The sequence below is a fragment of the Brevibacillus sp. NRS-1366 genome, from assembly GCF_050467985.1.
On the sequence record NZ_JBITPN010000021.1, the window covers coordinates 305,066 to 327,055 of the forward strand.

Genomic DNA, 21,990 nt, shown 5'->3' on the forward strand with positions numbered 1-21,990 from the left:
TTAAAAGTTGATGTCCCAGAACGTATATTGGGTTAGCCAAGCGCTGATTTTTTGCAGTTGTCCGGTAAACAACAGAAATCCCATTCCGATAAGCAGCCAGCCATTGATTTTCGATAAGAGCGGTATCCACCTGTTCAGTCTTTTCATAATACCGAGCGAATACGTCAACAACAACGAAATAAGCAAAAAGGGAACCCCCAGCCCGAGCGAATAAACCGCCAGCATGCCGACCCCGTGCCACAATGTTTCCGTAGACCCTGCCAGAAGCAATATAGATGACAACGCAAGTCCCACACATGGAGTCCAGCCTGCGCCAAACGCCAAGCCCGTAAGAAACGATCGAATGGTTCCACGGCTCATGTCCCGCTTTGTTTCCCACGTCTTACCAGCCATCAATAATCGCAGATTTAAAAATCCGATCATCTGCAATCCAAACACAACAATGAGTAGCCCGCTCACTTTTTGAACCAAATCACGTTCTTCAGCAAAAAAGCGGCCAAGGAGACTAGCTGATGCCCCCATAGCGATGAAAATGAGCGTAAATCCTACAATGAAGCTGAGCGACTGATAGAGTAATGTTCTCCTTTGAACGACAAGTCTGCCTTCCTGTATGGTGGAGCCTGTCAAATGGGACACATACGCAGGAATAAGCGGAAAAACACAGGGAGACAAAAACGACAGCATCCCCGCGACAAACGCTAACAGAACGGTAACGTTACCCATGAGCGCCTCCCTCTTGCCGCTTCTCTCGATACCAGACCCAGCATGCCAAGAATAATCCAGCCAGAAGAAACACATAGATCGACGGAGAAGTACCCATTAACAGCAACAAAATGTGATAAAGCATCCAGCCAGCAAACATAAACCAGGCTCCGCTATCTAGCCAAAGCCCGAGCGACATGTTTCGCTTCCAGAACACGTACCCGCTATAAGCGATTGCAACCAGGCTGGCCGCCCATTTTCCACGTTCCCCTCCGTCAAAATACAAAAGCGACATCGGCTGGAAGATGACCTCGTGCGGATGGAAAAGGAAATAGCTCGCTTTCCAAATGAGCAGCCATAGCAAAAAGGCGTTTGCTACCACGGACAAAATCATCTTTTTGTTCTGTCTGTTCCGCAATCGGTATCGCAGCGTCAGCCAGCCCCCGAACCAAAAGCTGAAAAACAAGACGAGCTGCCCGTTTACAACCAAAGAGCCTACTTGAAAGTTGTACAATTCTCACGGCCTCCTTTTATTCATAAGAGTACCGTTCCTTTTTAAAGATTTGATAAAGCATCCAAGTTTCAAATACGATTATCCGCTTCGTGGAATTGTTATCCAAAACGAGTAGTTGTCTTCCTCAGAAATCAGCCCGACTTCTCCCCCATGCTTCTGCACTACCTCTTTTACGATCGCCAAACCAAGCCCACTTCCTTTGACGGATTGTGTGCGCTGCCTCGACGGATCTACCTGAAAAAATCGTTCAAAGACAAGCTCCCGTACCTCTTCTGGCATCGGCTCGCCAACGTTACTCACGGTTACGCGATAACAAAGCGGCTCGCTTTTGCCTGACATCCCTATGAACCGTCCCGTATTATAGCTAATGGCATTTTGCATTAAATTGTTGAGCACCTGCCGTAATCCATCCTCATCGCCAATCACGATTCCAGGCTCCAGAGATACGTTCAGCTCCATATTTCTTTTTTTCAACTCCCACTGAAAGGTGTTCGTACTCTTCGAAATCAACTCATCTATCTGTAAGCTTGTTTTGGTCATGCTAGTCTCGCGGCGATCTTCCCATACAGAAAGCAGATGCAGCTGCTCGACCATTCTGGTTATATGCTGCGATTCTTCTAAAAGAGAGTGATACAGCTCTCGGTCTCCGGTAATCACTCCGCTTTTTAGCGCCTCCAAATACCCATTTAAATTGCTGAGTGGAGTTCGCAGGTCATGAGAAATATTGCTCAGCATACGCTTGCGATTCTCTTCCGTCCGCTTCAACGTCCGCGTCATATCATTAAAATGCTTGGTTAGCTGCCCGATTTCGTCATGGGAAGTGACCGCAATCATCTCAGGGTAAGTCCCCTCCATGAGTTGACGCGTCGATTGAGCCAAGCGCCGAAGGGGAACTAGCATTTTCTTGATGCATACGTAATGAATGAGTGCAGCAACCACAATCGCTAAAAGGCTCGCACGCATCAAGTAAAATTGCATGGTTTGGTTAAACAGGAGGTTCTTTTCTTCTCCGACAAAACGGTACTTCTCGACGAGCACACACGCGAAATCTTTAACCGAAACACCCGCAAGCCAAATCACGACAAGAATGACAACAATATTTACTCCGATCAGCTTCCAGGCCATCTGCTGCTTCCACTCACGTAGCTGACTAATAAGCGACAAAGCGATACCCCATTCCGCGAATGGTTTCAAAAAAACACGGTGCATCATTGGTTGACTCGAGCTTTTCTCGTAGCTTGCCCATATGAACGTCGACTGTACGATCAATCACTGCCTTCTCTTCATTCGGGTACAGCTCGCCTAAAATTTGCTCGCGTGACAAGATTTGATTGGGATGTCTCATGAAAAAATAAAGCAGCTTGAATTCATGCTGTGTCAGAGGAATCATCGCTCCGTTATATTTGACTTCTTTGCGCAGCGGTTTGATCGTCAGCCCCTTATAACTGATTTTGCTGCATCGATTGGCGGTTCTTCTGAGTACGGTATTGACGCGGGTCACGACCTCTTGAGGACTGAAAGGCTTGGTTATATAATCGTCAGCACCCATTTTCAGACCTTCAATCCGCTCGGCTTCCGTTATTTTTGCGGTTAGCATGATCAGCGGAATGTCGCTTTTCAGCTCGCCACGAATCCATTTACAAAATGCTTCTCCGCTGAGCTTTGGCATCATCAAATCGGTAATGACAAAGCAGGGATCAAACATTTGAAAAGCCTCCATCCCTTCCTCCCCATTTTCCGCCTCCACTACTTCATAACCTTCTCGTTCCAGGTACAGCTTCAGCAGCCTTCTTATTTTCGGATCATCTTCAATGATCAGGATGTTTTTTCCGTCCATGAATTCCCCTCCCTCATCTCCCACCTTCATTTAATCTATCCATTGTAAAGAAACGATAAAGTTCGTTCCATATTTATCTGCCTGGTCTGGTGAAGAAATAAGAAAACCTCTATCAGGGAAGCACTTAAACTTTCCTACACGTTGAAAAAAGCGAGCACAAATATGAAAGTGCTCGCTCGGCTGTATCCTTGTTTATTTATCATGAACCGCACAACGATTGGGCCCAATCTCCATCTCCCGTTGTTCTTCCTCTGTCGGCTGTATTTTCCCCATATTGGTTTGACGAATCTCTTGGTAGGCATTCGGTTGTGGCGGCAAATTTTCTGTTACGGCGCTTCGGAATTCACCTTCATCTGCGATGTTCAGTCCGGGATTTTTTGCAAACAAGTCCTTCAGTCTGGCAGATACCACTCCGCCCTCTCCCAGCTCGGTGATTTTGCCAAAGTGGGCAGGCAAAACAATCAGATTGTCAGACAGCTCTTTGTAGCGAGTGTATAACGTGCTGCGCAAGTCTCCTACCCAATCCTCTGCTTTTCCGGCCAGATCCGGGCGTCCAATCGACTCCACGAACAAAATGTCGCCTGTAAGAAAGTACATGTCATCGATGATCAACGACGTGCTGCCAATCGTATGCCCTGGCGAGTAGACCGGCTGGATGGCAATTTTGGTAGTTCCGACGGTGATGTCTTTGCCTTCTTCCAGCTTTTCATACGAGAAGGTCACTTCTTCCGCATCTTTGGCAGGAAGCCAGTAGGTTGCTCCTACTTTCTCTGCCAGTTTCTTGCCGCCGGAAATATGGTCTGCGTGCAAATGAGTATCAAGCGTGTGAGTGATTGCAATGTTATTTATGCTGGCAAAATCCTCATACACGTCAGTCATCCGCAGTGTATCGACGATAGCCGCTTCGCCACCCGACACCACCATATAGGACAGGCAGCCCTTCCCGATCCGCACAAACTGATAGAGCGCCCCGCCATCTCGTAAATCCCCGACCTTCACCGGTTCGAGATGCTCACTCCATGCCTTCATCCCACCTTGGAGATAATACACATCCCTTCTGCCAGCTTCTACGATTTGCTCTGCAACGAAAATCGACGATCCTTCTTTTGCACAAACGACGAGAACCTTCTTACCTTCTGGAATTTGCTCAAGAGCCGACTCTACTCCGTCCATTAAATCGAAATAAGGAATGTTGATAATCTCTATGTTTTGCCCTTCTATTTTCCAATCGTGGAAATCACTTTGATTGCGAACATCCAAAATAAACAATTCTCCTTTATGGAAAACAATTTGGGTTAACTCATGCGGTGTCATCGCTTGTAAGGCTGTAGTGATATTTGCAGTCATGCTAATCCCTCCTGTTTTGTCTCTTGCATTCCTTGCCAATTCAGCATGCCACCTGTCATATTCGCGACCTTCTTGTACCCTTGGCCTGTCACATACTCACAAGCCTGAGAACTTCTGGCGCCACTGCGACAGATGAAGATCACTTCTTTCTCAGGGTCAATTTCATGCAGTCTGACCGGCAGCACGGGAAGTGGAATCAAGATCGCTCCCTCTATATGACCCTCGCTGTATTCGTCGGGATTTCTGACATCAATGAATTGGACTGCTTCCTTTTGCTCCAGCTTTGCTTCAACGGCTTGCGGCGATATATCTTGCCATGCTTTGCTCATTCGAGTTACCTCCCTGTTTTGAAAAACGCGATATCGCAAATTTACTTTATACATATACCCCTATAGGTATTATAATATGGTTTTGCTTTTTTCTTGTCAATACATCCGTTCTAGCAAAAGGAGGCACTGCCTATGTCCAGCGAGGTGGATCATCATACAAAAAAATCCTCATCATATTGACGAGGATTTGCTTACTTCATCTCTATTTCCTTATTTATGGCGTGAGTCCGCCCAGCTCTTCTTGCTTTTGCTTTCTGCGCAAATATACACCAATGCCCACAGAAAGAAGAATCACAACCACAGATGTCCACTGTGCTGTTGTCCAATTGAATAGAAAGCGATGCGAATCACCGCGCAGCATTTCCAAAAAGAATCGCCCCAGGTTGTAGAGAATATTATAGGCGAGGAACAGATAGCCTCTCGTTAAACGCTTTTGCATCAGAAGAAGGAGAATCGCAAAAATGATGACATCCATCTGCCCTTCCCACACCTCGGCAGGATATAGCGGCTGATCCCCAAACGTAGCTCTCGCATTCGTTCCTTCTGGATAAAGAATTCCCCAATTCCCGCCAGTCGGATCTCCAAATGCATCTCCATTCATCAGATTCGCATCCCGCCCGATGCTCTGCCCGAGAATCAACCCAGGCGCACACAGGTCTGCCAGCTCCCAGAAAGATATCTTATGCTTCCTGACATACCAGATCGCAACCAGGATGGCACCAACGACGCCGCCTTGGATCGAAAGCCCACCATGCCATACTGCGATGATTTCTTCCGGATGCTTGGAGTAAAATTCCCAGTCAAAGAAAAAGACGGTCCAAAATCGGGAACCAATAATAGCTCCAATGATCATTGGAACCGCTAAATTCAGCAGGTGCTCCGCCAAATGCTCTTTTTTCTGGAGCTTGGCCAGCGTAACGGTAACTCCAATGCCAAGAACGATAGCCAGAACAAACAGCAGGCTGTACGATCGAATCGGAAATGAACCAATGAACCCCAAGTATTGGTGCAATTTAGTCACATCCTTAACTAAGTATCTATTTTGCGACAGCTCACCCAAAAACGAGTTGCTTGCCCGCTCGTTACCGCATTTTTTGGATAACGGTTATACTATCAGAAAAAGATGGCATTGTCTTTAAAAGGAGCGCTAGAGAAACGGATTTGTACACAAAAAAAGGAGGCAACCAGTGTGTGATACCCACAGATTGTCTCCCCTCTGTTCATCTCTGATGAAATTCTCATTGAATTGACGCGTCGAGAATTCCCATCGATTGAATATGATTTTTTGTCTCATCCGTTCCCCATTTATGAATGGCGGCATAAATTTGGCGCAAGCATTCATCGTACTGATCGTTCTCGGAATCAAAATGATAGGGAAGGGCAACGATATGGCTTCGCGTGAATGTATTAAATTCATACGCCGTCCGATCCTCAAACATGGTCTTTAGATAAGCCACATCGTCTTCGGTTGCCTCAATTTCAAACTCATAGCCGGAATCCCCCTGGTGTTCCATGACGGTTCCGGCTTGTAAGGAGACATAGTATCGCTTTTTTTCCATAAGTACGCCCCCTCTCTTATGAATACACCATGATGCCAATGAGCAATACCGCCAGCAAGACCGCAAACGCCCCAACGTAAAAGAGCATTCCTGTGTTGCCGAGAACTTTGTTTTTTACTGTCGTTTCGCTTACATGATGGTCCAATTCTTTGCTCCCTTGCCTTTTCATAAAATAGATAGTAACTATCAAGCCGGCAGCCAAAATAAGAGCAAAGATCGCGTAATAGATGCCAGGGTACGGTACCATGCCAATCACTCGCTTTCCACATGATTGCTGCTCATAGTTGCGGCAAGGAATGGTTATTATTCATGGAGGGAGGAAATCTCCACTCGTACAAAAGCTCTGTTTTCGGACCTTTGCACGAGTGGGGCGCTGCCAGGAAACATGAAGGAGCCTGCCTCAGCGCACCTGATAAGCCTCTTCCAAAATATGCAGGTAATCTTCTGCTGTAATCGTCCGCACGTTGCTTGGCGTGGAGCCGTTTTGCATGGACAATTCTACGATTCGTGGGAAGTCCTCCGTTTTAACCCCGGGCACATCCTTGAGCTTCGGAATTCCCAGGCTCTCGGTCCACGCTGCGATCCCTGCGATCAGCTTCTCGACGGCCAGCTCATCTGTGTCTGCATCCATCGCAAATCCCATGTACCGGGCCAAATCAGCGTGCATCGCCTTGTTTTCCATGGCATTAAATCGCAATACGTGCGGCAAAAAGACTGAGTTGGCTATTCCGTGTGGTGTATCGTACATACCGCCAAGTGCTTCTGCCAAGCAATGTACAGCAGCCACATCCGCAGAGCCAAAGCATAACCCCGCGAGTAAGCTCCCCTCCAGCATGGCATGGCGAGCAGCTTCATTTTGACCATCAGCAAAAGCCACAGGAAGCGCGGAGATGATCGTTTTCATCGCTTTTGCGCCAAGTGCTTGAGAGATTGGATTCGTTGCCTTGCACGTATATCCCTCGATGGCGTGTACTAGTGCATCTACACCTGTAGCAGCCGTAACAGATGCAGGTACGCTGTAGGTCAAAGTCGGATCAAGCACAGCGAGCGTCGGGCGCAGGGATGCGTGCTTGAGCGTCATTTTGCGATGGGTACTCGATTCTGTAATCACCGAGGAACGAGTGACCTCGGAGCCTGTCCCGGCAGTAGTTGGCACACAAATAATCGGAGCAATATTTGCGTAAGACAGCCGACCGTCTGCATAATCAGCAGGAGTGCCGCCATTATTTCCACACAGAGCAATCGCTTTGCCGGTATCCATTGCGCTTCCTCCGCCAATCGCCACCACCATATCAGCAGAAACATCACGAAATTGCGTCGCGCCCTCCATACACTCCGTATCACGCGGGTTCTGGCTCAGCCGGTCGAACAGCGAAACGCGAAAGCCCGCACCCTCAAGCGCAGCTTGAATCGGTACAACCAATCCCGCCCGAATCACACCGGGATCACTCACCAGTAAAATGGACGAGCCTGCCTCCAGAGAGTGCAAAAGTGCTGGCAATTCCTTTGATTTGCCCGTCCCCATTTCTATTCGTGTAGAACAAAAGTAACTGTATGTGTTCATCGATTTCCCTCCCCACCTTATACTCTCATCATACAAGCGTACGGGTTCCCATTCCAGAATAATTGCAAAAAGATTACGACAATAGGAAAACCTCTATCGAGGCCTGCTCATGGATGAGCGACCGCGTTTTAGCGGAAAGTTTCCATGCGCTCCAGAAAGTTTAAGCCATGTCGCTTCCATGCGGTGAAGCACTGAAACTTTCTTACACGTTAAAAAGCGCCACCTTTGAAACGTTCCTTTTTTTTCCACGTCACATAGGGCAAAGGGGGTTATACAGATATGAAAAAAATGATTCACGCAGGTGGCATCACGATCTTGGTCGCATCCTTGATCGGGTGCAGCTCAGGCAGTTCAAGCCCACAGCCAACGGGGGGCCAAACCGAATCCACTTCAAATCAGGCAAACGCAAACGCATCCGCTCCTGCCGGTGCTCCAAGAAGCTCTGAGAGTACAGGCATGGCAGATTACGCGCTCACAAAGCAATCCTCCTCCCGGAAAAACGATATGTACTTCCAAGACTATGGCACCAATCCATTCGTATCTACCGCAAAGGACAATCTCTCCACCTTTGCCGCTGATGTGGACACCGGCTCCTACACAGTCATGCGCAACTATGTAAAAGACGGCTCTCTTCCGCCAGCAGAAGCTGTTCGAGTGGAAGAATTCATTAACTATTTCCCGTCAGCCTATGCCGCTCCTGAAAAGAATACGTTCGCGATTCAAGCCGATGGCGGCCCCTCCCCTTTTCACAAAGGGAATCAATTGGTCCGTATCGGGATCAAGGGCAAGGAAATCGCTGTCGAAGAAAGAAAACCCGCTCATCTCGTCTTTGTCATTGACGTCTCTGGTTCGATGAATCGCGAAGATCGGTTGGAGCTTGTGAAGAAAAGCTTACATGTCCTCGTTGATCAATTGCAGCCATCCGACACGGTGGGGATTGTCGTCTATGGATCCCAGGGGCGTGTGCTCCTTACCCCTACCTCTGCCGAAGACAAACAAACGATTTTGGCAGCGATCACGAGCCTTAGTCCCGAAGGCTCCACCAACGCCGAGGAAGGACTGAGCCTCGGCTATGAAATAGCGTCCCGATCTTTTGAAAGCGGTGCGATCAATCGAGTCATCCTCTGCTCCGATGGAGTCGCCAATGTAGGGGAAACGGGTGCAGAAGGAATTTTGCGCTCAATCGAGGACTACGCTCGCAAAGATATTTATTTAAGCACGTTTGGCTTTGGCATGGGCAATTATAACGACGTCTTGATGGAACAGCTCGCAAACAAAGGAGAAGGACATTACGCTTACATCGATTCCTTTTCAGAGGCACGCCGCGTTTTCACTGAAGCATTGACGGGGACCCTCCAGACCATTGCCCGTGACGTGAAAATCCAGGTGGAATTCGACCCCAAACAAGTAGACTCGTATCGCTTGCTGGGCTATGAAAATCGTGATGTCCGGGATGAGGATTTCCGCAATGACAAGACAGACGCAGGAGAGGTCGGCGCCGGTCATAGTGTGACCGCTTTGTACGAAGTAAAGCTCAAAGCCGCGGATACAACCGATATCGGTACGGTTCGCATCCGCTACCACAACCCGACCTCGCAAAAGGTAGAAGAAGTGTCCCAGTCCGTACAGGTACAAAACGCTCTCGCACCTGACTTGAAATTCCTCGCCTCTGTAGCCGAGTTCGCCGAAATATTGCGTAAGAGTCCATCGGCAGAAGAATCTTCCCTGCCTGATGTATTGAAACTGGCCGAGTCATCGGCACAGGGGGAGCATCAGCTTGAATTTGTTCGGCTGGTAAAGGACAGCCTGGCGATTCGCGGACATTAAAACTATAACTGCGACAGCCATCTTTTGATCCATGGTAAACCGGGAGATACCTGCCTCCGATTCGCCGACTTCCACATACACTTGCTCTATTTGACGACAGGCATCGCAGGCAGGCTCCCGTTTACCATTTCGCCCCCATGAAATGCTTTTCGCCCTTCCACCTATCCTCTCTCCTTATCTTCTTTCCAATACGATTTTCAGTCCTGCCAGACTAATTCCAAGCCACACTCCCCCGGCAGCAAACCCTCCCAAAACATCACTTGGGTAATGCACGCCAAGGTAAATTCTGCTCACTCCTACCATAAGAATCAAGAGAACAGCGAGTAAGACAATCACAGTCTTTGCAGCACGAGAAACGACAAAGAGAAAGAGCAAAATCGCCAACATCCCGAAAAAAATGAAAGCAGCCATGGAATGCCCACTAGGGAAACTGTATCCCGATTCTTCCACCAAGCGATGGATCGTTGGTCTTTCTCGGTGAAAAAGCGACTTGAGAAGGAGATTAAACAAGATGCCGCCCCCTAAGGCAATCACTAAAAATAGGGCCTCCCACCGTTTATGCTGCCACAGCATCAGCAAGACAGAAAGAATGGCTAACGTCATCAAGGACGACGAAGATGCCAAAAATGTGAAGAACAACATGGCCGATGTAAGCTTAGGTGTAATCGTCGATTGCACTTTTCCGATGACCCACGAGTCAAACCCTGCCAGATCTTGTTCCTGCATTTCCTGACCCAGCCTTCCAAAAATAAACAAACACCCAACGATTATAAGGATGCAAACGAGTACGTACTGTTTGGTTTTGGTAGACAGCTTCCACTGATTCATCGAATGAGCGCATTCCCTTCCTCATGTCCTGGTGGTTGGTTTGTATTTTCGAAAAAGGTAGATGACGATGGCAACCGCGGCAGCGATCAACAAGAACGTAAGACCGTAATGCCGGATATAGACGACGACCTTGAACCATTCTTTTCCGAGCGCTCGTCCCAGCAACAAAAAAGTCATGCTCCAGAGCAGCGCGCCAGAATAGGAAAAGATAGCGAACCTGCGGAAATCCATCGAAGCCATTCCTGCCAAGTATGCGGTTATATGCCTTACTCCTGGCAAAAAATAGCCGATAAACAAAAGATAAGGACCAAATTTTGTAAAAAGCCCTTGGGTTGATTCGATTTTTTTCGGTGTGATATGTAGATAAGGACCTACTTTTAGCAATAAGGGCAGTCCCCACTTCAATGCGATCGCATAACTAACTGATATCCCCACCGCCGCTCCCAAAAATGCGCTCAGCACTGCAAATGGCATATCCAAAATGCCGCGGGAAACCGCGTACCCTGCGTAAGTCATCAATACCTCATCTGGTATCGGCAGTCCAACTACTCCTAGAGCAAGCGAAACAAAAATTCCCACATAACCATATTTCATCAGAAACAAATCCAGATGTTGTTCCAATGGCTACCTCCATAAACGTTGTCCTATTTTATTCTATTCTCCCCCCTACACAAAAAGACAGCCCATCTCCATTCTCGTACGGAGAAAAGCTGTCGCTCATTTCTTTCATTCTATCAGTCCGGTCTTGATACCAGTTAGGCGGACGGTTTTTCCTCATCTGATTCACTGTGTTCCGTTTTGTTCTTTTTACCTACCATTTTTTTCACAAAGCTAACCACTGCGCCGAGCACAACAACAATCAGAATCCAGCCCTTTTTCGCAAAAGCAAGAATCAAAGCCAAAAATCCTAATTATTTCGCCGCAGCCAGTATTACTTTTCTCCTTGGAACGTCTAGGCACATTTTCTTACATGCTAGGTGGCTTTTTCTTTTGTATAAAATAGCCATCGTCCCGCGAAGAATACGACTGCGTAATCCATGACTCGTTTTGATACAGGAGGGGTATCATGCGTCGCTTGTCGCCTAAAATCATCGCACTTGTGGCCTGGGTGCTCTGTCTCTCTCTTTTTCAACCGTACGCTCCCACTCTGCAAGCTGCCTCTGGTGTGCCTTCCCGTTCTGCTCCTGCTCCCTTTCCGACTGCCCAGCATCTGAAACAACTCGCCGAGTCCGAGGAGGAGCTAGCCTATTCACTCGGCATTCAGGCTTACATTTATGGCTATCCTCTCGTCATTTCCGCCAAAACAATGGGAGAGATGACCCAAAGCCGTGCTCCGATCAACCAGTTTTATTATTCCGAAACGCTGGCTTCACCCGCTTATCGGGACATCGTTACCCCCAATTCCGATACGTTGTATATGAATGCCTGGCTGGATTTGTCGCAGTCACCTGTGATCCTGAATGTGCCAGACAACCCGCAAAATCGTTACTATACCGTGCAAATGCTGGACGTCTACACCAATACGTTTCGCAATGTATCCAATCGTTCAACCAAGCAAAAGGCAGGACGCTATCTGATTGCGGGTCCTCGGTGGAAAGGAATTGTCCCAGCAAATACCTCGCTTATACAAACGCCTACGGGTACAGTCTGGCTGGTTGGACGGGTAGAGGTCAAAGGTGATAGCGATTTGCCACAAGCGATTCGTTTTGAAAAACAGATCACCCTTGCCCCCCTACTTCAGGCCAAGCAAGCCTCTGCCCCACAGGTTTCTGCCGCGATTCCTGCTGACGCGCTGACTTCCCTGTCCTTTTTCAAAATCATGACGGACATGATCTGCAAAAATCCGCCTCCAGCCTGTGATCGTGTGCTACTCGACCAGTTTGCCCTTGCTGGAATTGACGTAGAGCATGGCTTTACTCCTTCCAAGCTCCGTCCAGCAACCTTAGCCGGCTTAAGACGGGCTCTGTTGGAGGCTCCAGGGATTGTGCAAAATGGCTTCCCCCCTTATACGCACATTCGAAATGGGTGGGGTTCCTTTTCCCCGATCGGTACCTACGGCAACCAATTTCTCGCACGTGCCTTCATCGCTTTTTCAGGATTGGCTGCCAATGTTCCTGAAGAGGAAGTCTACTATCGTGCTTACACGGATGAACGAGGAGGACTGCTGACAGGTACAAAACGTTACACCCTGCATTTTACGAAGGAACAATTGCCACAGACGCCGGCTTTTTGGTCGATCAACGTCTACAGCCACCAGCTTTATTTGGCTACCACCGCAGCAAATCGTTCGTCTGTTCGGAGCAATACGGGTACGCTCGTCTACAATCCGGATGGCTCGCTGGATCTCTACATTCAAAAAGAACCACCCCCAGGCAAAGAATCAAACTGGATTCCTACCCCTGCAGGCGATTTCAATCTCGTACTCCGGGTCTTTGCCCCTGCTCCTGATCCTTGGAGAAAAGATCATGCGTGGCCGCCTGTATATGAGAGTAAAAGTGCGAAGGGAGTATTAGAGGTGCTCAAGTCAGCTATCCCAAGACCTTTCATATCGGATTCATTCAGGAGAGTGAAGAGCGGGTGAACGAGATCAATCAACGCTTGAAGGCTGACGGGTTTGATGTGAGTCCGCCACAAAGGTCTCATGGTTGGACATTCTATGTTGAAGCTCCGGGAGGATTTACCGTCGAAGTTCTCTGTTGAACGAGATTCAAAAAGGCTGCCGACTTGGTCGACAACCTAATGTTTTTTTTCAATCAATCGAGGAGCAGCCATTCCTTGCAATCTTTTGCCCATTTTTGTACATCGTTCATAAAAAGACTGGCGTGGTATCCGTCACAAACCGCATGATGAACCTGCAACGAAACAGGCAATAACGTCTTGCCCTCTTGCTCGAAATATTTCCCGCTCGTAATGATCGGCAGTAAATACCGTCCATCGCCGAAAATGTTCAAGTTAAAGCCGGTAAAGCTTACCCACGGGATGCAGGAGACAGGGAATGCATAGGGCGGCTCCATTTCTTTTGCTACGATACCCTTTTTGTCTCCGTACTTTTTCATATCGGCTGCATAGTTTTGATGAAATGCATAGAAATCGTCGGTGAAATCCGTCCACATTGTAGAAAACGTCTGATCGTCCTGGTGAAAAAAAGTATAGCTCGGCACCATACGCTCCCAATAACCCAAATGCCCCTCAGCATTGAATGTTGTTCGGAATTCACGATGCGCATTGACCGCCTGCGTCACCATATAGAGAAAGGCCGGGTACAGCTTCACGCCCTTTTCACGAAGGACGGGGAGCAATTCAGTAATATCAATGTTTGCCGTCATACTAAAAGTGCATCTCACTTGATTTAGATAATGGTCGAAGTAAGGTTTTCGTTCCCATTTGTCCAGATTGATACGATGAAATTTCATTAGATAAACCTCCTAAATAATCGCATTCTTTGATTTTAGGAGGTTACTTTGCGTGTCCTTACCATAACACCCGTCCCTTTTCACTTTATCGTCAGCCTGACTTCCTCATCATACCATACAGTGGTGCCATCAGCTTGAATCCTACCTGACTCAGCCGTGTACCGCAGCCTCCTCTTCGGTTCCATTTAAGAAAAACGCGGGCACCCGCGTCCTTTGGCTGTGTGGTCAGTCTAACTGTTGTGGAGGAAAGGAAAAAGGAGAATACGCTCCAGCTGCGTAGGAACACCTGCTGGGGCATCCCTGCACAGCTCCATGTAAAAAGCGAAACCGCGTCCAAAGCAGCCGTCTCAGGGGGCTTCTCAGAGGTGGACTCTTAAAGGCGCGTTTCTCTTTTTCCATTGCGCCTCGGTCGGTGTTTCTATGATCTTCGCTGTTTTCTCCTTTTTCCTCGGCCAGCTGTAGACTAAGAAAAGAAATGATTTAGACTAGCTCCCAGTCATTATGCCAAGGCAGTGTCCTATCTGTTCTTGGCATACGTCCAAAAGTGAATACTTACAAAAAATGAAACCGTATAATTTTAGATAGCATAAATTTCTATTGTAATAAAAGAAAAGCAGCCTCTTAAAGAAGGCTGCTTACTCATTTTTAATCACCAAACGTATTGACTTCGAAAAACTTTGAATGAACAGTGGAATATCAGCTTTACACCTCTATTGGAATAGATTAGCTGAATTACTGCCTTTCTTGTCGTTTCGCAGTCCGAATGCAGCAAATAGGGCGATAATCACTGCTATGGTCGTAGCCAGAAATGCGTCGGAAAATGCTATCGCATCAAGAGTATACAGTGGATTTAACGATTCGGGAGCATCTCTACGTGCATGCAAAAAAGCTCCGATAATTCCTGCTCCCGTTCCTGCTCCAAGAAACAAGGCTCCCTGGAACAAGCCCATTCCAGTACCAACTTGATCTTTTTGAAGAGCGCCTACAGCAGCATTATTGGCAGGTGAGTTGATGAAAGCAACTGCTATCCCCACCCCCATAACTCCAATTGAAACCAAAATAGGAGATGCTCCAGAGGCAAATGACGACAAGAACAGGGTGGAAATTCCCATGATGATCAGCCCGACGATCAAAAGTGGTTTGGTTCCGACTCGATCAGAGATTCGCCCAACCCATGGTGAAAGGAGTGCAACTGCGGCACCTCCTGGTAAAAGTGTCAGTCCAGCTTTTCCGGGGGTAAGCCCATTGATTTCCACAATCAACAGTGGTACAAACACAAGAACAGCAAAATAGGCAAACATAGAGAAGAAAGCGACTACGAGTGAGTTAACAAAAACTCTGTTTTTGAACAGAAGCGGCGGTACAAATGGCTTGCTTGCTGTGCGTATACGCCAAATGAAGCCGATCAAGCATACTAAAGATCCCAGCAGACTTCCTAAAGAAGAAGATGAGGCGAAGCCAGCTGACTCCCCTTGTGTTACCCCAAACAGCAAAAGTCCTGCGGTCAGGCCGAGTAGGGAACCGCCGACCAAATCAAATCTCCGTTCGTCATTACCTTCTACTGTTGGTTTAATTGGTGGTAGAGCATAGATGGATCCGATTACTATAAGGAGCGACAGAATAAACGTTATCCAGAATAGAGCGTGCCAGCCCCAAATTTGACCAACGACTCCTCCGAAAATCGGTCCGAAAGCCGTTCCAATTCCTATGCACCCTGCAACAACCCCAAAAGCCGATCCACGTTTACCTTCCGGAAAAACCTTAGAAATGGCCACAACGGATAGGATGGGAATGGCAGACATTCCTGCGCCTTGAACCATTCGGCCAAATACTAATACTGAAAGACTTGGAGCAACGGCACAGATAAGACTTCCAAGAGTCAATATGGAAGTAGCAAATGTGAACAGCTTCCTCAGCTCAAAAAAATCGGACATCCTACCGTAAAGGGGAACTCCAATTGCTAGTACAAGGGCAACGCCACTTACTACCCAGCTTACTTGCGCCTTTGAAGCTTTCAAAGACTCGCTTATCATACTCAGAACAGGATTCACCATATCTACTGTAATGGCAGCCAGAAGGGACGATAATACTAAGACCGTCATCAACAGCTTTGTAGATGCTCTATTTTGATCGTTTGATTTTGTGATTGTGTTCATTTTGTTATGGCCTCCTAAAATATTGGATTACTATTTTAGGAGGCTAAATCGACTGCTTTCTTAAGCAAGAAGGCAAAAAGAAACCGGTACCTATTTTCATGAATTGTATATCTGAAAAAGGGCATACGTATCCCGTTGAAAAAAAAACCGCCTGAAACTTTTGCGTTTTTTCCCAAAACAGCATTCATGAAAACAGCCTCCATCTCTTTTTACCTCCTTTCCGTACAAATATTTGATTTCGATTATATTCGAGAATAAATTAAATGGCAAGGCAATGTGGTTAAATCAATTTTGAGTTAAACCAAAAAGTCTTCAAGCTTTTGTGCCATTAGGTAATTTCTTTAGCCATAGCAAACATACTGAAAGAACAATGCGAAACGGTACCGAATCATTGGAATTAATGTTACAATTTTCCTTTCGCGAACTGAACTGCTTGCATCATGTTGAACTAATAGCTAGTAAATGCTTATAGAAACAGCCGAAGTCTAACACTTTATTTTCTCTTCCTAGTTTACCCTTGTTGCTCTTTGATCGGATTAGTCTAAAACTAATTATAAACCTCTATCGATGCCTCCTCAAGGAGGAGCGACCGCGTTTTTAGCGGAATGTTTCACCGAAGTAATGCCGGATGCGGACGCTGAGGTACCTTGTCATGCGCTCTAGAATTCATAAGCGGTCGCGCTTATAGATTCGTATACGTAAAAAAAGCACCGCCCTCACAATCGTGGGCAGTGCCTTTCCTATTTCATTTACAACTTAATTACTTCTTCAAATCCTCGATGGAATTGATCTCCATGTAGCTTGGAACAGCCAGTCCGAGCTTGGTTCCGCTCAGATTAGGGCCGAGATCCTCGATGTCTTTACCCAGCTTTTCAAAGTAGTCCTCATGAGTCGTTGGCAGCCATGCAGCTACCATGCCATCCACGTCGCCACCCGCTACACCGACCCACATCGGGCCAGCTTCGACTTGGCTGAGCTCTACCTTGTATTTCAGCTTTTGTTCCAGAACAGTCTTCACGACGTTGGTGCTGGCAATTTCAGAATCCCAGGCTACATAAGCGAGGGCCAGCTTTTTGCCTTCCGCCGGCTGGATGCCTTCTACCCATTTATTCACGGTTGCCTCGTTGTTTTTTACCCACTCAGCGGCCGCTTCCTCCGGCTTTTTACCGTCCTCGATCGCTAGCATGACTTTTTCCATGTCTTCAGGTGTCCAAGAAAACTTGTCGAGAAATGCGTACGCGCTCGGCTGATCTTCCTTCAAGCCTTTGCGGACGATGGTGTGAATTTGCTCATCTTTACCAAACACACCTTTTGGATCTTCCAGGTACTTCATGTCAAACTTGGAGAACATCCAGTGAGGTGTCCAGCCAGTCACAATAATCGGCTTTTTGTCTTTGTAAGCCTGCGTCAATGCGGCAGTCATCGCCGCGCTGGAGCCCTCAACCAGCTCCCAATCTTTGAGGTCGTATTCTTTCATCGCTTTTTCAGTTGCTTTCATCAATCCGGCACCGGGGTCAATCCCGATGATTTTGTGGTCTACCTCGGCACCCACACTATTCGGTGCAGAACCGCCCGTGTTGTCTCCCGCAGATTGATTGCCCTGCGGCGCTCCCCCGCTTGAGCATCCTGCCATCACCATGGAAAGTCCCAATGCGACTGCCAAACCCTTCAAGGTACCTTTTTTCATGAAAACCCCTCCTACGCTTTTTTTCTCTTTCCGACACTTTGCGTGATGCGGTCCAACAGAATGGCCATAATGACAATGGCCAGACCCGCTTCAAAGCCTTCTCCGATTTTAATCTGGGTAACGGCCCGATAGACGTCCGCTCCCAATCCTTTCGCTCCGATCATGGACGCGATGACGACCATGGATAACGCCAGCATAATGCTCTGGTTAATCCCTGCCATCATTGTCGTCTTGGCAATAGGAAGCTGTACTTTCATCAGCTTTTGCCAGTAGGTCGAACCGAAAGCATCGGAAGCCTCGATCAAGTCTGCAGGCACTTGGCGAATACCCAGATTCGTCAAACGGATCGTCGGCGGCATCGCGAAAATCACGGATGCGATCACACCTGGAACTTTTCCAAGCCCGAAGAAAAAGATCGCTGGAATCAGGTAGACAAACGCTGGCATCGTCTGCATGAAGTCTAAAAGCGGTGTTACGACCTTTTGCACCGAGTCATTCTTGGCACACCAGATCCCCACCGGAATCCCGATGACAACCGAGATCAAGCCTGCGGTCAGCACCAGCGCAAGTGTTTCCATGGAATGCTCCCAATAACCCAGATTCTGAATCAAGAGAAGTCCAATGAAAGTAAAAAGAGCGATCGTCCATTTGCCAGCCCGATAGGCAAGCAAAGTAAACAAAATAATAATCAGCCAGAATGGGAGCCCAGTCAGAATCCAGTTAAACAGATCGACCGTTCCGCCAATTCCTGTCGAAATCAGATCAAACAAAAAACCCAAATGCTCATCCAGTCCATCTACAATGGTTTCTACCCACTTATCGAGAGGTAGCTTCGGAAATAGTTGACTCATTCCTTACTCACCTGCCCTTCCTCATCTATCGGCGGTGGATTTTCATGATTCACTTTTCCTGCCAGACCGCCTAAAACAGCACCTTTTACAATCACGCCGAGCAGACGATTCTGATCACCTATTACTGCTACTGGAATATCGGAAAAAGCGACCAAATCGAACAATTCATTGAGCAGCGTCTGCGGTCCTACTGTTGGCACTTCTGTTCGCAGGACGTCCTCCAATGTTTTTCCCTCTTGCTTGGCTCCATTAACCGCATCTGCCGTCAATACGCCCAACAATGTCTTTTTCTTGTCTACCACATACAGACTGGACACACCGCGATCCCGCATCAGCTGCAAGGCAACGCGCGGCCCTTTATCCAACGTGATGGTTTCAGCACGCTTCATCACATTTTCTGCAGACAGAACTTTGGAGCGGTCCACGTCTTCCACGAATCGTTCCACATATTCGTTTGCCGGATTGGTCATGATTTCTTCAGGTGTCCCAATCTGGACAATCGCACCATCCTTCATGAGAGCGATCCGATCTCCGATCTTTAGTGCTTCATCCAGATCATGCGTAATAAAAATAATCGTTTTTTGCATGGTGCTCTGCAGTTCCAACAGCTCATCCTGCATATCCTTGCGAATCAAAGGGTCCAGAGCGCTGAATGCTTCATCCATCAGAAGCACGTCTGGATCATTGGCCAGTGCACGAGCCAGACCTACACGCTGTTGCATTCCCCCGCTCAACTGATCAGGGTAGCTTTGTTCCCAGCCACCTAGACCAACGAGCGCAAGCGACTGACGTGCCTTTGCCTCACGCTCGGGCTTAGGGATATTTTGAACCTCCAAGCCATACTCGGCATTCTCTAGTACCGTCCTGTGCGGAAACAAGGCGAACTTTTGGAATACCATACTCAGCTTCTTGCGCCGAGCCTCTTGCAGCTGTTCGGTGTTCATACTGACGATATCCATACCGTCAATCAGGATCTTGCCTTCTGTAGGCTCAATTAACCGATTCAACAAGCGAACCAGAGTTGATTTCCCACTACCCGAAAGCCCCATGATGACGAAAATTTCGCCTGCATGCACCTCAAAACTCGCCTGGTTAACCCCAAGGGTAAGACCTGTTTCCTTTGCAATCTCTTGTTTGGTCTTTCCCTGCTTTACGAGGGGCAATGCACGCCCTGGCTGGCGTCCAAAGATTTTGGTCAAATTCTCTACTTTAATCTTGGGCATATGGTCACCTCCAACTTTTACGCCCGACTTCCGGACTGCTCATTAACCTATAAGATTTTATAAGCCAACGCTTATGAATTTTGGAGCGCATGGCGAAGTGCCTCAGCGTCTGCTTCTGGCATTTTCTGCGGTAAAACATTCCGCTAAAACGCGGTCGCCTTCCCTGAGGAGGCTTTGACAGATGCTTTCTTACCCTTTCAATTGTAACGAGACACAATTTTTACCTCAAACTGGGTGAGCCTCGATAATCGGGCATTTTCGGCGTTCAGAAAAAACTTTACGTACTTTTCTTTCTGTATTCGCAGTTTTACTTGTATATACTGTACAACATCTCCATTTACATTTTGCTTCTGGGAACGTACAATTCTAGTCAGGTAATATGACCAGAGGAGCTGCTCTTTTCAAAATGGATACAAAACAGGAAAAAATCCTCGAAAAAGCTCAAGCACGCGTAATCGAGACCCTTGCCCGCAACATGGATTTGTACGGAATTACCATGTCTACAGGGCTTTTGTACGGTACATTGCTGTTCCAGGACAAGTCAATGACGCTCGATGAAATGGGAGAAGCGCTGGGGATGAGCAAAACCAGCATGAGCACCGGCGTTCGCACGTTAATGGACTTAAATATGGTAGAAAAAATATGGAAAAAAGGCACCCGGAAAGATCACTACGAAGTCAACCTGGACTGGTATCAGAACTTCATTGATCTGTTTTCTGTGAAGTGGAGACACGCCAGTGAGCAGAATGTTCAAGGCTTGAAAAAGTCCCTGCAGGAACTGCGCTCCCTCAAGGAATCTGAAGAACTCACAGACGAATACAGAGATCGTGTGGACCTCAGTATCCAGCGCATTGAAAATGGTTTGGAGTATTATCTTTGGCTGTCCCGTTTAATTGACTCTTTTGAATCACATGATATCTTTCAGTTTGTACCGAAAAAGGAAAATGAATCGTAGGACATGGCGAAAAAAAAAAGACTCATTTCTTTACTGGCAATCAGTAGAAATGAGTCTTTTTTTCTTGCAGGTGAGAAATGTCTAAAAATTCCCAACCCACTATGGTACAATTCCTATAGAGAAATCAAGAACACAGTAGTGCCTGGTTCGATGAGACGAAAGGAGTTGGCGACTATGAACAGACATGCAAATCGGAATGCTCATATATTCGTTCGTACACTACACAACAAAAAGGGGGCATTCATGCGATAGTCCCCCTTCCCTAAGGAGGAACATATGATTCGAATGACTGCACTGTTGGTGATTGATGCCCAAGTAGGAATAATGGAAGGGCCTAGGATTGGCCCTGTTTACGATCACGCGAGGTTGGTTCAAACGATGAAAGGCATCATTCAAAAAGCACGCAGCCAGGCCATCCCCGTCTTTTATGTACAAGATGTAGATGTTGCCGAAGCAGGTACTTACGAATATGCGATTCATCCTGAGATCGCTCCGCTCCCCGGCGAACCGATCATTCACAAAAAAGCGACGGATTCTTTTCATGGAACAGATCTGCATCAGCAGTTGCAGGCTCAAGGGATCAACCATCTGGTCATCATGGGCTGCAAAACGGAATTCTGTATCGATAGCGCCTGCCGAAAAGCGACGACATTGGGCTACGATGTCACGCTAGTGAAGGATGCCCACTCCACTACAGACAATGAGGTGCTACAGGCAGATCAAATCATCGCCCACCATAATACATGCTTGCATGGACTTGGGAATCTGGAGCCGTTTATTTTGGTACGCAGCTCCGACGAGGATGTGCTTGTTCCTAGTCATGATTCGTATCGCTGATGATGCACGCGATTTGAAGCAGCTCCCTATAAAAATAAAACGGGCAAGCCATCACGGCATTTGCCCGTTCTTCCTTTTCTTCATGAGCAAGCCTCGGTAGCGGTTTACTTAACAATCTCCTGTACTCTCCCTACCTGACCGTCAGTCAGTCGCACTTTGATCCCGTGCGGATGCGTACTCGAATTCGTGAGGATATCTTTTACGATTCCGCGCGTACGCTTTCCCGTCCGTTGATCCTGCTTCAACACGATCTCTACTTCCAGTCCCGCTACAATATCTTTTCGGTTTTTGCCATTCATACAATTCCTCTTTTCTGCTTACATTTATCCCTTTTCATTCTTTGTGCCCTCCTATGATATAA

General features: G+C 47.4%; 23 protein-coding genes and 1 pseudogene. 5 read left to right on the top strand and 19 right to left on the bottom strand.

Annotated elements, in window-relative coordinates:
• The 10 genes from ACIFQN_RS15650 to ACIFQN_RS15695 all read right to left on the bottom strand — a co-directional run bounded on the left by ACIFQN_RS15650 (position 1) and on the right by ACIFQN_RS15695 (position 7,852).
• Positions 1 to 723, bottom strand: a complete 723-nt coding sequence (locus ACIFQN_RS15650; RefSeq protein ID WP_429833963.1) for a cytochrome c biogenesis CcdA family protein — start codon at positions 721 to 723, stop codon at positions 1 to 3.
• On the bottom strand, positions 716 to 1,216 hold the full coding sequence (locus ACIFQN_RS15655) for a hypothetical protein (protein ID WP_429833964.1): 501 nt from the start codon (positions 1,214 to 1,216) through the stop codon (positions 716 to 718). Before ACIFQN_RS15655 ends, ACIFQN_RS15650 begins: the two co-directional genes overlap by 8 nt.
• Before the next feature lie 78 nt (positions 1,217 to 1,294).
• Entirely contained in the window at positions 1,295 to 2,428 is a 1,134-nt protein-coding gene (locus tag ACIFQN_RS15660; RefSeq protein ID WP_429833965.1) for a sensor histidine kinase, read from the bottom strand.
• Positions 2,367 to 3,053, bottom strand: a complete 687-nt coding sequence (locus ACIFQN_RS15665) for a response regulator transcription factor (protein ID WP_429833967.1) — start codon at positions 3,051 to 3,053, stop codon at positions 2,367 to 2,369. The genes ACIFQN_RS15660 and ACIFQN_RS15665 overlap by 62 nt, the downstream gene beginning before the upstream one ends.
• Before the next feature lie 192 nt (positions 3,054 to 3,245).
• Complete coding sequence (locus ACIFQN_RS15670; protein ID WP_429834144.1) at positions 3,246 to 4,367, bottom strand: MBL fold metallo-hydrolase; 1,122 nt, start codon at positions 4,365 to 4,367, stop codon at positions 3,246 to 3,248.
• A 29-nt stretch (positions 4,368 to 4,396) separates the two neighbouring features.
• Entirely contained in the window at positions 4,397 to 4,729 is a 333-nt protein-coding gene (locus tag ACIFQN_RS15675) for a rhodanese-like domain-containing protein (RefSeq protein ID WP_429833968.1), read from the bottom strand.
• 214 nt (positions 4,730 to 4,943) lie between these two features.
• On the bottom strand, positions 4,944 to 5,741 hold the full coding sequence (lgt, locus tag ACIFQN_RS15680; RefSeq protein WP_429833969.1) for a prolipoprotein diacylglyceryl transferase: 798 nt from the start codon (positions 5,739 to 5,741) through the stop codon (positions 4,944 to 4,946).
• A 226-nt stretch (positions 5,742 to 5,967) separates the two neighbouring features.
• Complete coding sequence (locus ACIFQN_RS15685) at positions 5,968 to 6,288, bottom strand: hypothetical protein (RefSeq protein WP_429833970.1); 321 nt, start codon at positions 6,286 to 6,288, stop codon at positions 5,968 to 5,970.
• Between the two features lie 16 nt (positions 6,289 to 6,304).
• Complete coding sequence (locus ACIFQN_RS15690; RefSeq protein WP_429834145.1) at positions 6,305 to 6,535, bottom strand: hypothetical protein; 231 nt, start codon at positions 6,533 to 6,535, stop codon at positions 6,305 to 6,307.
• Positions 6,536 to 6,688: 153 nt separating this feature from the next.
• Positions 6,689 to 7,852, bottom strand: coding sequence for an iron-containing alcohol dehydrogenase (locus ACIFQN_RS15695; protein ID WP_429833971.1), 1,164 nt, complete (start codon positions 7,850 to 7,852; stop codon positions 6,689 to 6,691).
• Between the two features lie 279 nt (positions 7,853 to 8,131).
• Between ACIFQN_RS15695 and ACIFQN_RS15700 the strand changes: the two genes are divergently transcribed.
• Positions 8,132 to 9,679, top strand: a complete 1,548-nt coding sequence (locus ACIFQN_RS15700) for a vWA domain-containing protein (protein ID WP_429833972.1) — start codon at positions 8,132 to 8,134, stop codon at positions 9,677 to 9,679.
• Between the two features lie 174 nt (positions 9,680 to 9,853).
• On the opposite strand, the gene ACIFQN_RS15705 is transcribed toward ACIFQN_RS15700, so the two are convergent.
• The 3 genes from ACIFQN_RS15705 to ACIFQN_RS15715 all read right to left on the bottom strand — a co-directional run bounded on the left by ACIFQN_RS15705 (position 9,854) and on the right by ACIFQN_RS15715 (position 11,403).
• Positions 9,854 to 10,507, bottom strand: coding sequence for a phosphatase PAP2 family protein (locus ACIFQN_RS15705; protein WP_429833973.1), 654 nt, complete (start codon positions 10,505 to 10,507; stop codon positions 9,854 to 9,856).
• A 21-nt stretch (positions 10,508 to 10,528) separates the two neighbouring features.
• Positions 10,529 to 11,128: a DedA family protein gene (locus ACIFQN_RS15710; protein ID WP_429833974.1), complete on the bottom strand. Its 600-nt coding sequence runs from the start codon at positions 11,126 to 11,128 to the stop codon at positions 10,529 to 10,531.
• A 134-nt stretch (positions 11,129 to 11,262) separates the two neighbouring features.
• Entirely contained in the window at positions 11,263 to 11,403 is a 141-nt protein-coding gene (locus ACIFQN_RS15715; RefSeq protein WP_429833975.1) for a hypothetical protein, read from the bottom strand.
• Between the two features lie 170 nt (positions 11,404 to 11,573).
• On the opposite strand from ACIFQN_RS15715, the gene ACIFQN_RS15720 reads away from it, so the two are divergent.
• Complete coding sequence (locus tag ACIFQN_RS15720; protein WP_429833976.1) at positions 11,574 to 13,088, top strand: DUF1254 domain-containing protein; 1,515 nt, start codon at positions 11,574 to 11,576, stop codon at positions 13,086 to 13,088.
• Positions 13,016 to 13,207 (top strand): annotated as a pseudogene (locus tag ACIFQN_RS15725) (VOC family protein); the annotation flags it as partial. The gene ACIFQN_RS15720 and the pseudogene ACIFQN_RS15725, both read left to right, overlap by 73 nt.
• Positions 13,208 to 13,260: 53 nt before the next feature.
• Here the strand turns inward: ACIFQN_RS15725 and catA are convergent.
• The 5 genes from catA to ACIFQN_RS15750 form a co-directional block, all read right to left on the bottom strand.
• Positions 13,261 to 13,920, bottom strand: coding sequence for a type A chloramphenicol O-acetyltransferase (catA, locus tag ACIFQN_RS15730; RefSeq protein ID WP_429833977.1), 660 nt, complete (start codon positions 13,918 to 13,920; stop codon positions 13,261 to 13,263).
• Between the two features lie 710 nt (positions 13,921 to 14,630).
• On the bottom strand, positions 14,631 to 16,076 hold the full coding sequence (locus ACIFQN_RS15735) for an MFS transporter (RefSeq protein WP_429833978.1): 1,446 nt from the start codon (positions 16,074 to 16,076) through the stop codon (positions 14,631 to 14,633).
• A 760-nt stretch (positions 16,077 to 16,836) separates the two neighbouring features.
• On the bottom strand, positions 16,837 to 17,763 hold the full coding sequence (locus tag ACIFQN_RS15740; RefSeq protein WP_429833979.1) for a glycine betaine ABC transporter substrate-binding protein: 927 nt from the start codon (positions 17,761 to 17,763) through the stop codon (positions 16,837 to 16,839).
• Positions 17,764 to 17,774: 11 nt separating this feature from the next.
• Entirely contained in the window at positions 17,775 to 18,614 is an 840-nt protein-coding gene (locus ACIFQN_RS15745) for an ABC transporter permease (protein WP_429833980.1), read from the bottom strand.
• A complete protein-coding gene (locus ACIFQN_RS15750) occupies positions 18,611 to 19,837 on the bottom strand; it encodes a quaternary amine ABC transporter ATP-binding protein (protein WP_429833981.1) in 1,227 nt (408 codons plus the stop codon). Before ACIFQN_RS15750 ends, ACIFQN_RS15745 begins: the two co-directional genes overlap by 4 nt.
• 406 nt (positions 19,838 to 20,243) lie before the next feature.
• Between ACIFQN_RS15750 and ACIFQN_RS15755 the strand changes: the two genes are divergently transcribed.
• Positions 20,244 to 20,792, top strand: coding sequence for a GbsR/MarR family transcriptional regulator (locus tag ACIFQN_RS15755; protein WP_429833982.1), 549 nt, complete (start codon positions 20,244 to 20,246; stop codon positions 20,790 to 20,792).
• Between the two features lie 276 nt (positions 20,793 to 21,068).
• Entirely contained in the window at positions 21,069 to 21,629 is a 561-nt protein-coding gene (locus ACIFQN_RS15760; protein ID WP_429833983.1) for a cysteine hydrolase family protein, read from the top strand.
• 104 nt (positions 21,630 to 21,733) lie between these two features.
• Here ACIFQN_RS15760 and ACIFQN_RS15765 read toward each other — a convergent pair whose 3' ends face one another.
• Positions 21,734 to 21,928, bottom strand: coding sequence for a YwbE family protein (locus ACIFQN_RS15765; RefSeq protein WP_429833984.1), 195 nt, complete (start codon positions 21,926 to 21,928; stop codon positions 21,734 to 21,736).
• Positions 21,929 to 21,990: the final 62 nt, after the last annotated feature.

Bases quoted from the DNA above. Each gene is read 5' to 3' on its own strand.
- ACIFQN_RS15650 (WP_429833963.1), bottom strand. From the start codon at position 723: ATGGGTAACGTTACCGTTCTGTTAGCGTTTGTCGCGGGGATGCTGTCG.
- ACIFQN_RS15660 (WP_429833965.1), bottom strand. From the start codon at position 2,428: ATGATGCACCGTGTTTTTTTGAAACCATTCGCGGAATGGGGTATCGCT.
- ACIFQN_RS15665 (WP_429833967.1), bottom strand. From the start codon at position 3,053: ATGGACGGAAAAAACATCCTGATCATTGAAGATGATCCGAAAATAAGA.
- ACIFQN_RS15670 (WP_429834144.1), bottom strand. From the start codon at position 4,367: ATGACACCGCATGAGTTAACCCAAATTGTTTTCCATAAAGGAGAATTG.
- ACIFQN_RS15675 (WP_429833968.1), bottom strand. From the start codon at position 4,729: ATGAGCAAAGCATGGCAAGATATATCGCCGCAAGCCGTTGAAGCAAAG.
- ACIFQN_RS15685 (WP_429833970.1), bottom strand. From the start codon at position 6,288: ATGGAAAAAAAGCGATACTATGTCTCCTTACAAGCCGGAACCGTCATG.
- ACIFQN_RS15690 (WP_429834145.1), bottom strand. From the start codon at position 6,535: ATGGTACCGTACCCTGGCATCTATTACGCGATCTTTGCTCTTATTTTG.
- ACIFQN_RS15695 (WP_429833971.1), bottom strand. From the start codon at position 7,852: ATGAACACATACAGTTACTTTTGTTCTACACGAATAGAAATGGGGACG.
- ACIFQN_RS15700 (WP_429833972.1), top strand. From the start codon at position 8,132: ATGAAAAAAATGATTCACGCAGGTGGCATCACGATCTTGGTCGCATCC.
- ACIFQN_RS15705 (WP_429833973.1), bottom strand. From the start codon at position 10,507: ATGAATCAGTGGAAGCTGTCTACCAAAACCAAACAGTACGTACTCGTT.
- ACIFQN_RS15720 (WP_429833976.1), top strand. From the start codon at position 11,574: ATGCGTCGCTTGTCGCCTAAAATCATCGCACTTGTGGCCTGGGTGCTC.
- catA (WP_429833977.1), bottom strand. From the start codon at position 13,920: ATGAAATTTCATCGTATCAATCTGGACAAATGGGAACGAAAACCTTAC.
- ACIFQN_RS15735 (WP_429833978.1), bottom strand. From the start codon at position 16,076: ATGAACACAATCACAAAATCAAACGATCAAAATAGAGCATCTACAAAG.
- ACIFQN_RS15740 (WP_429833979.1), bottom strand. From the start codon at position 17,763: ATGAAAAAAGGTACCTTGAAGGGTTTGGCAGTCGCATTGGGACTTTCC.
- ACIFQN_RS15745 (WP_429833980.1), bottom strand. From the start codon at position 18,614: ATGAGTCAACTATTTCCGAAGCTACCTCTCGATAAGTGGGTAGAAACC.
- ACIFQN_RS15750 (WP_429833981.1), bottom strand. From the start codon at position 19,837: ATGCCCAAGATTAAAGTAGAGAATTTGACCAAAATCTTTGGACGCCAG.
- ACIFQN_RS15755 (WP_429833982.1), top strand. From the start codon at position 20,244: ATGGATACAAAACAGGAAAAAATCCTCGAAAAAGCTCAAGCACGCGTA.
- ACIFQN_RS15760 (WP_429833983.1), top strand. From the start codon at position 21,069: ATGATTCGAATGACTGCACTGTTGGTGATTGATGCCCAAGTAGGAATA.
- ACIFQN_RS15765 (WP_429833984.1), bottom strand. From the start codon at position 21,928: ATGAATGGCAAAAACCGAAAAGATATTGTAGCGGGACTGGAAGTAGAG.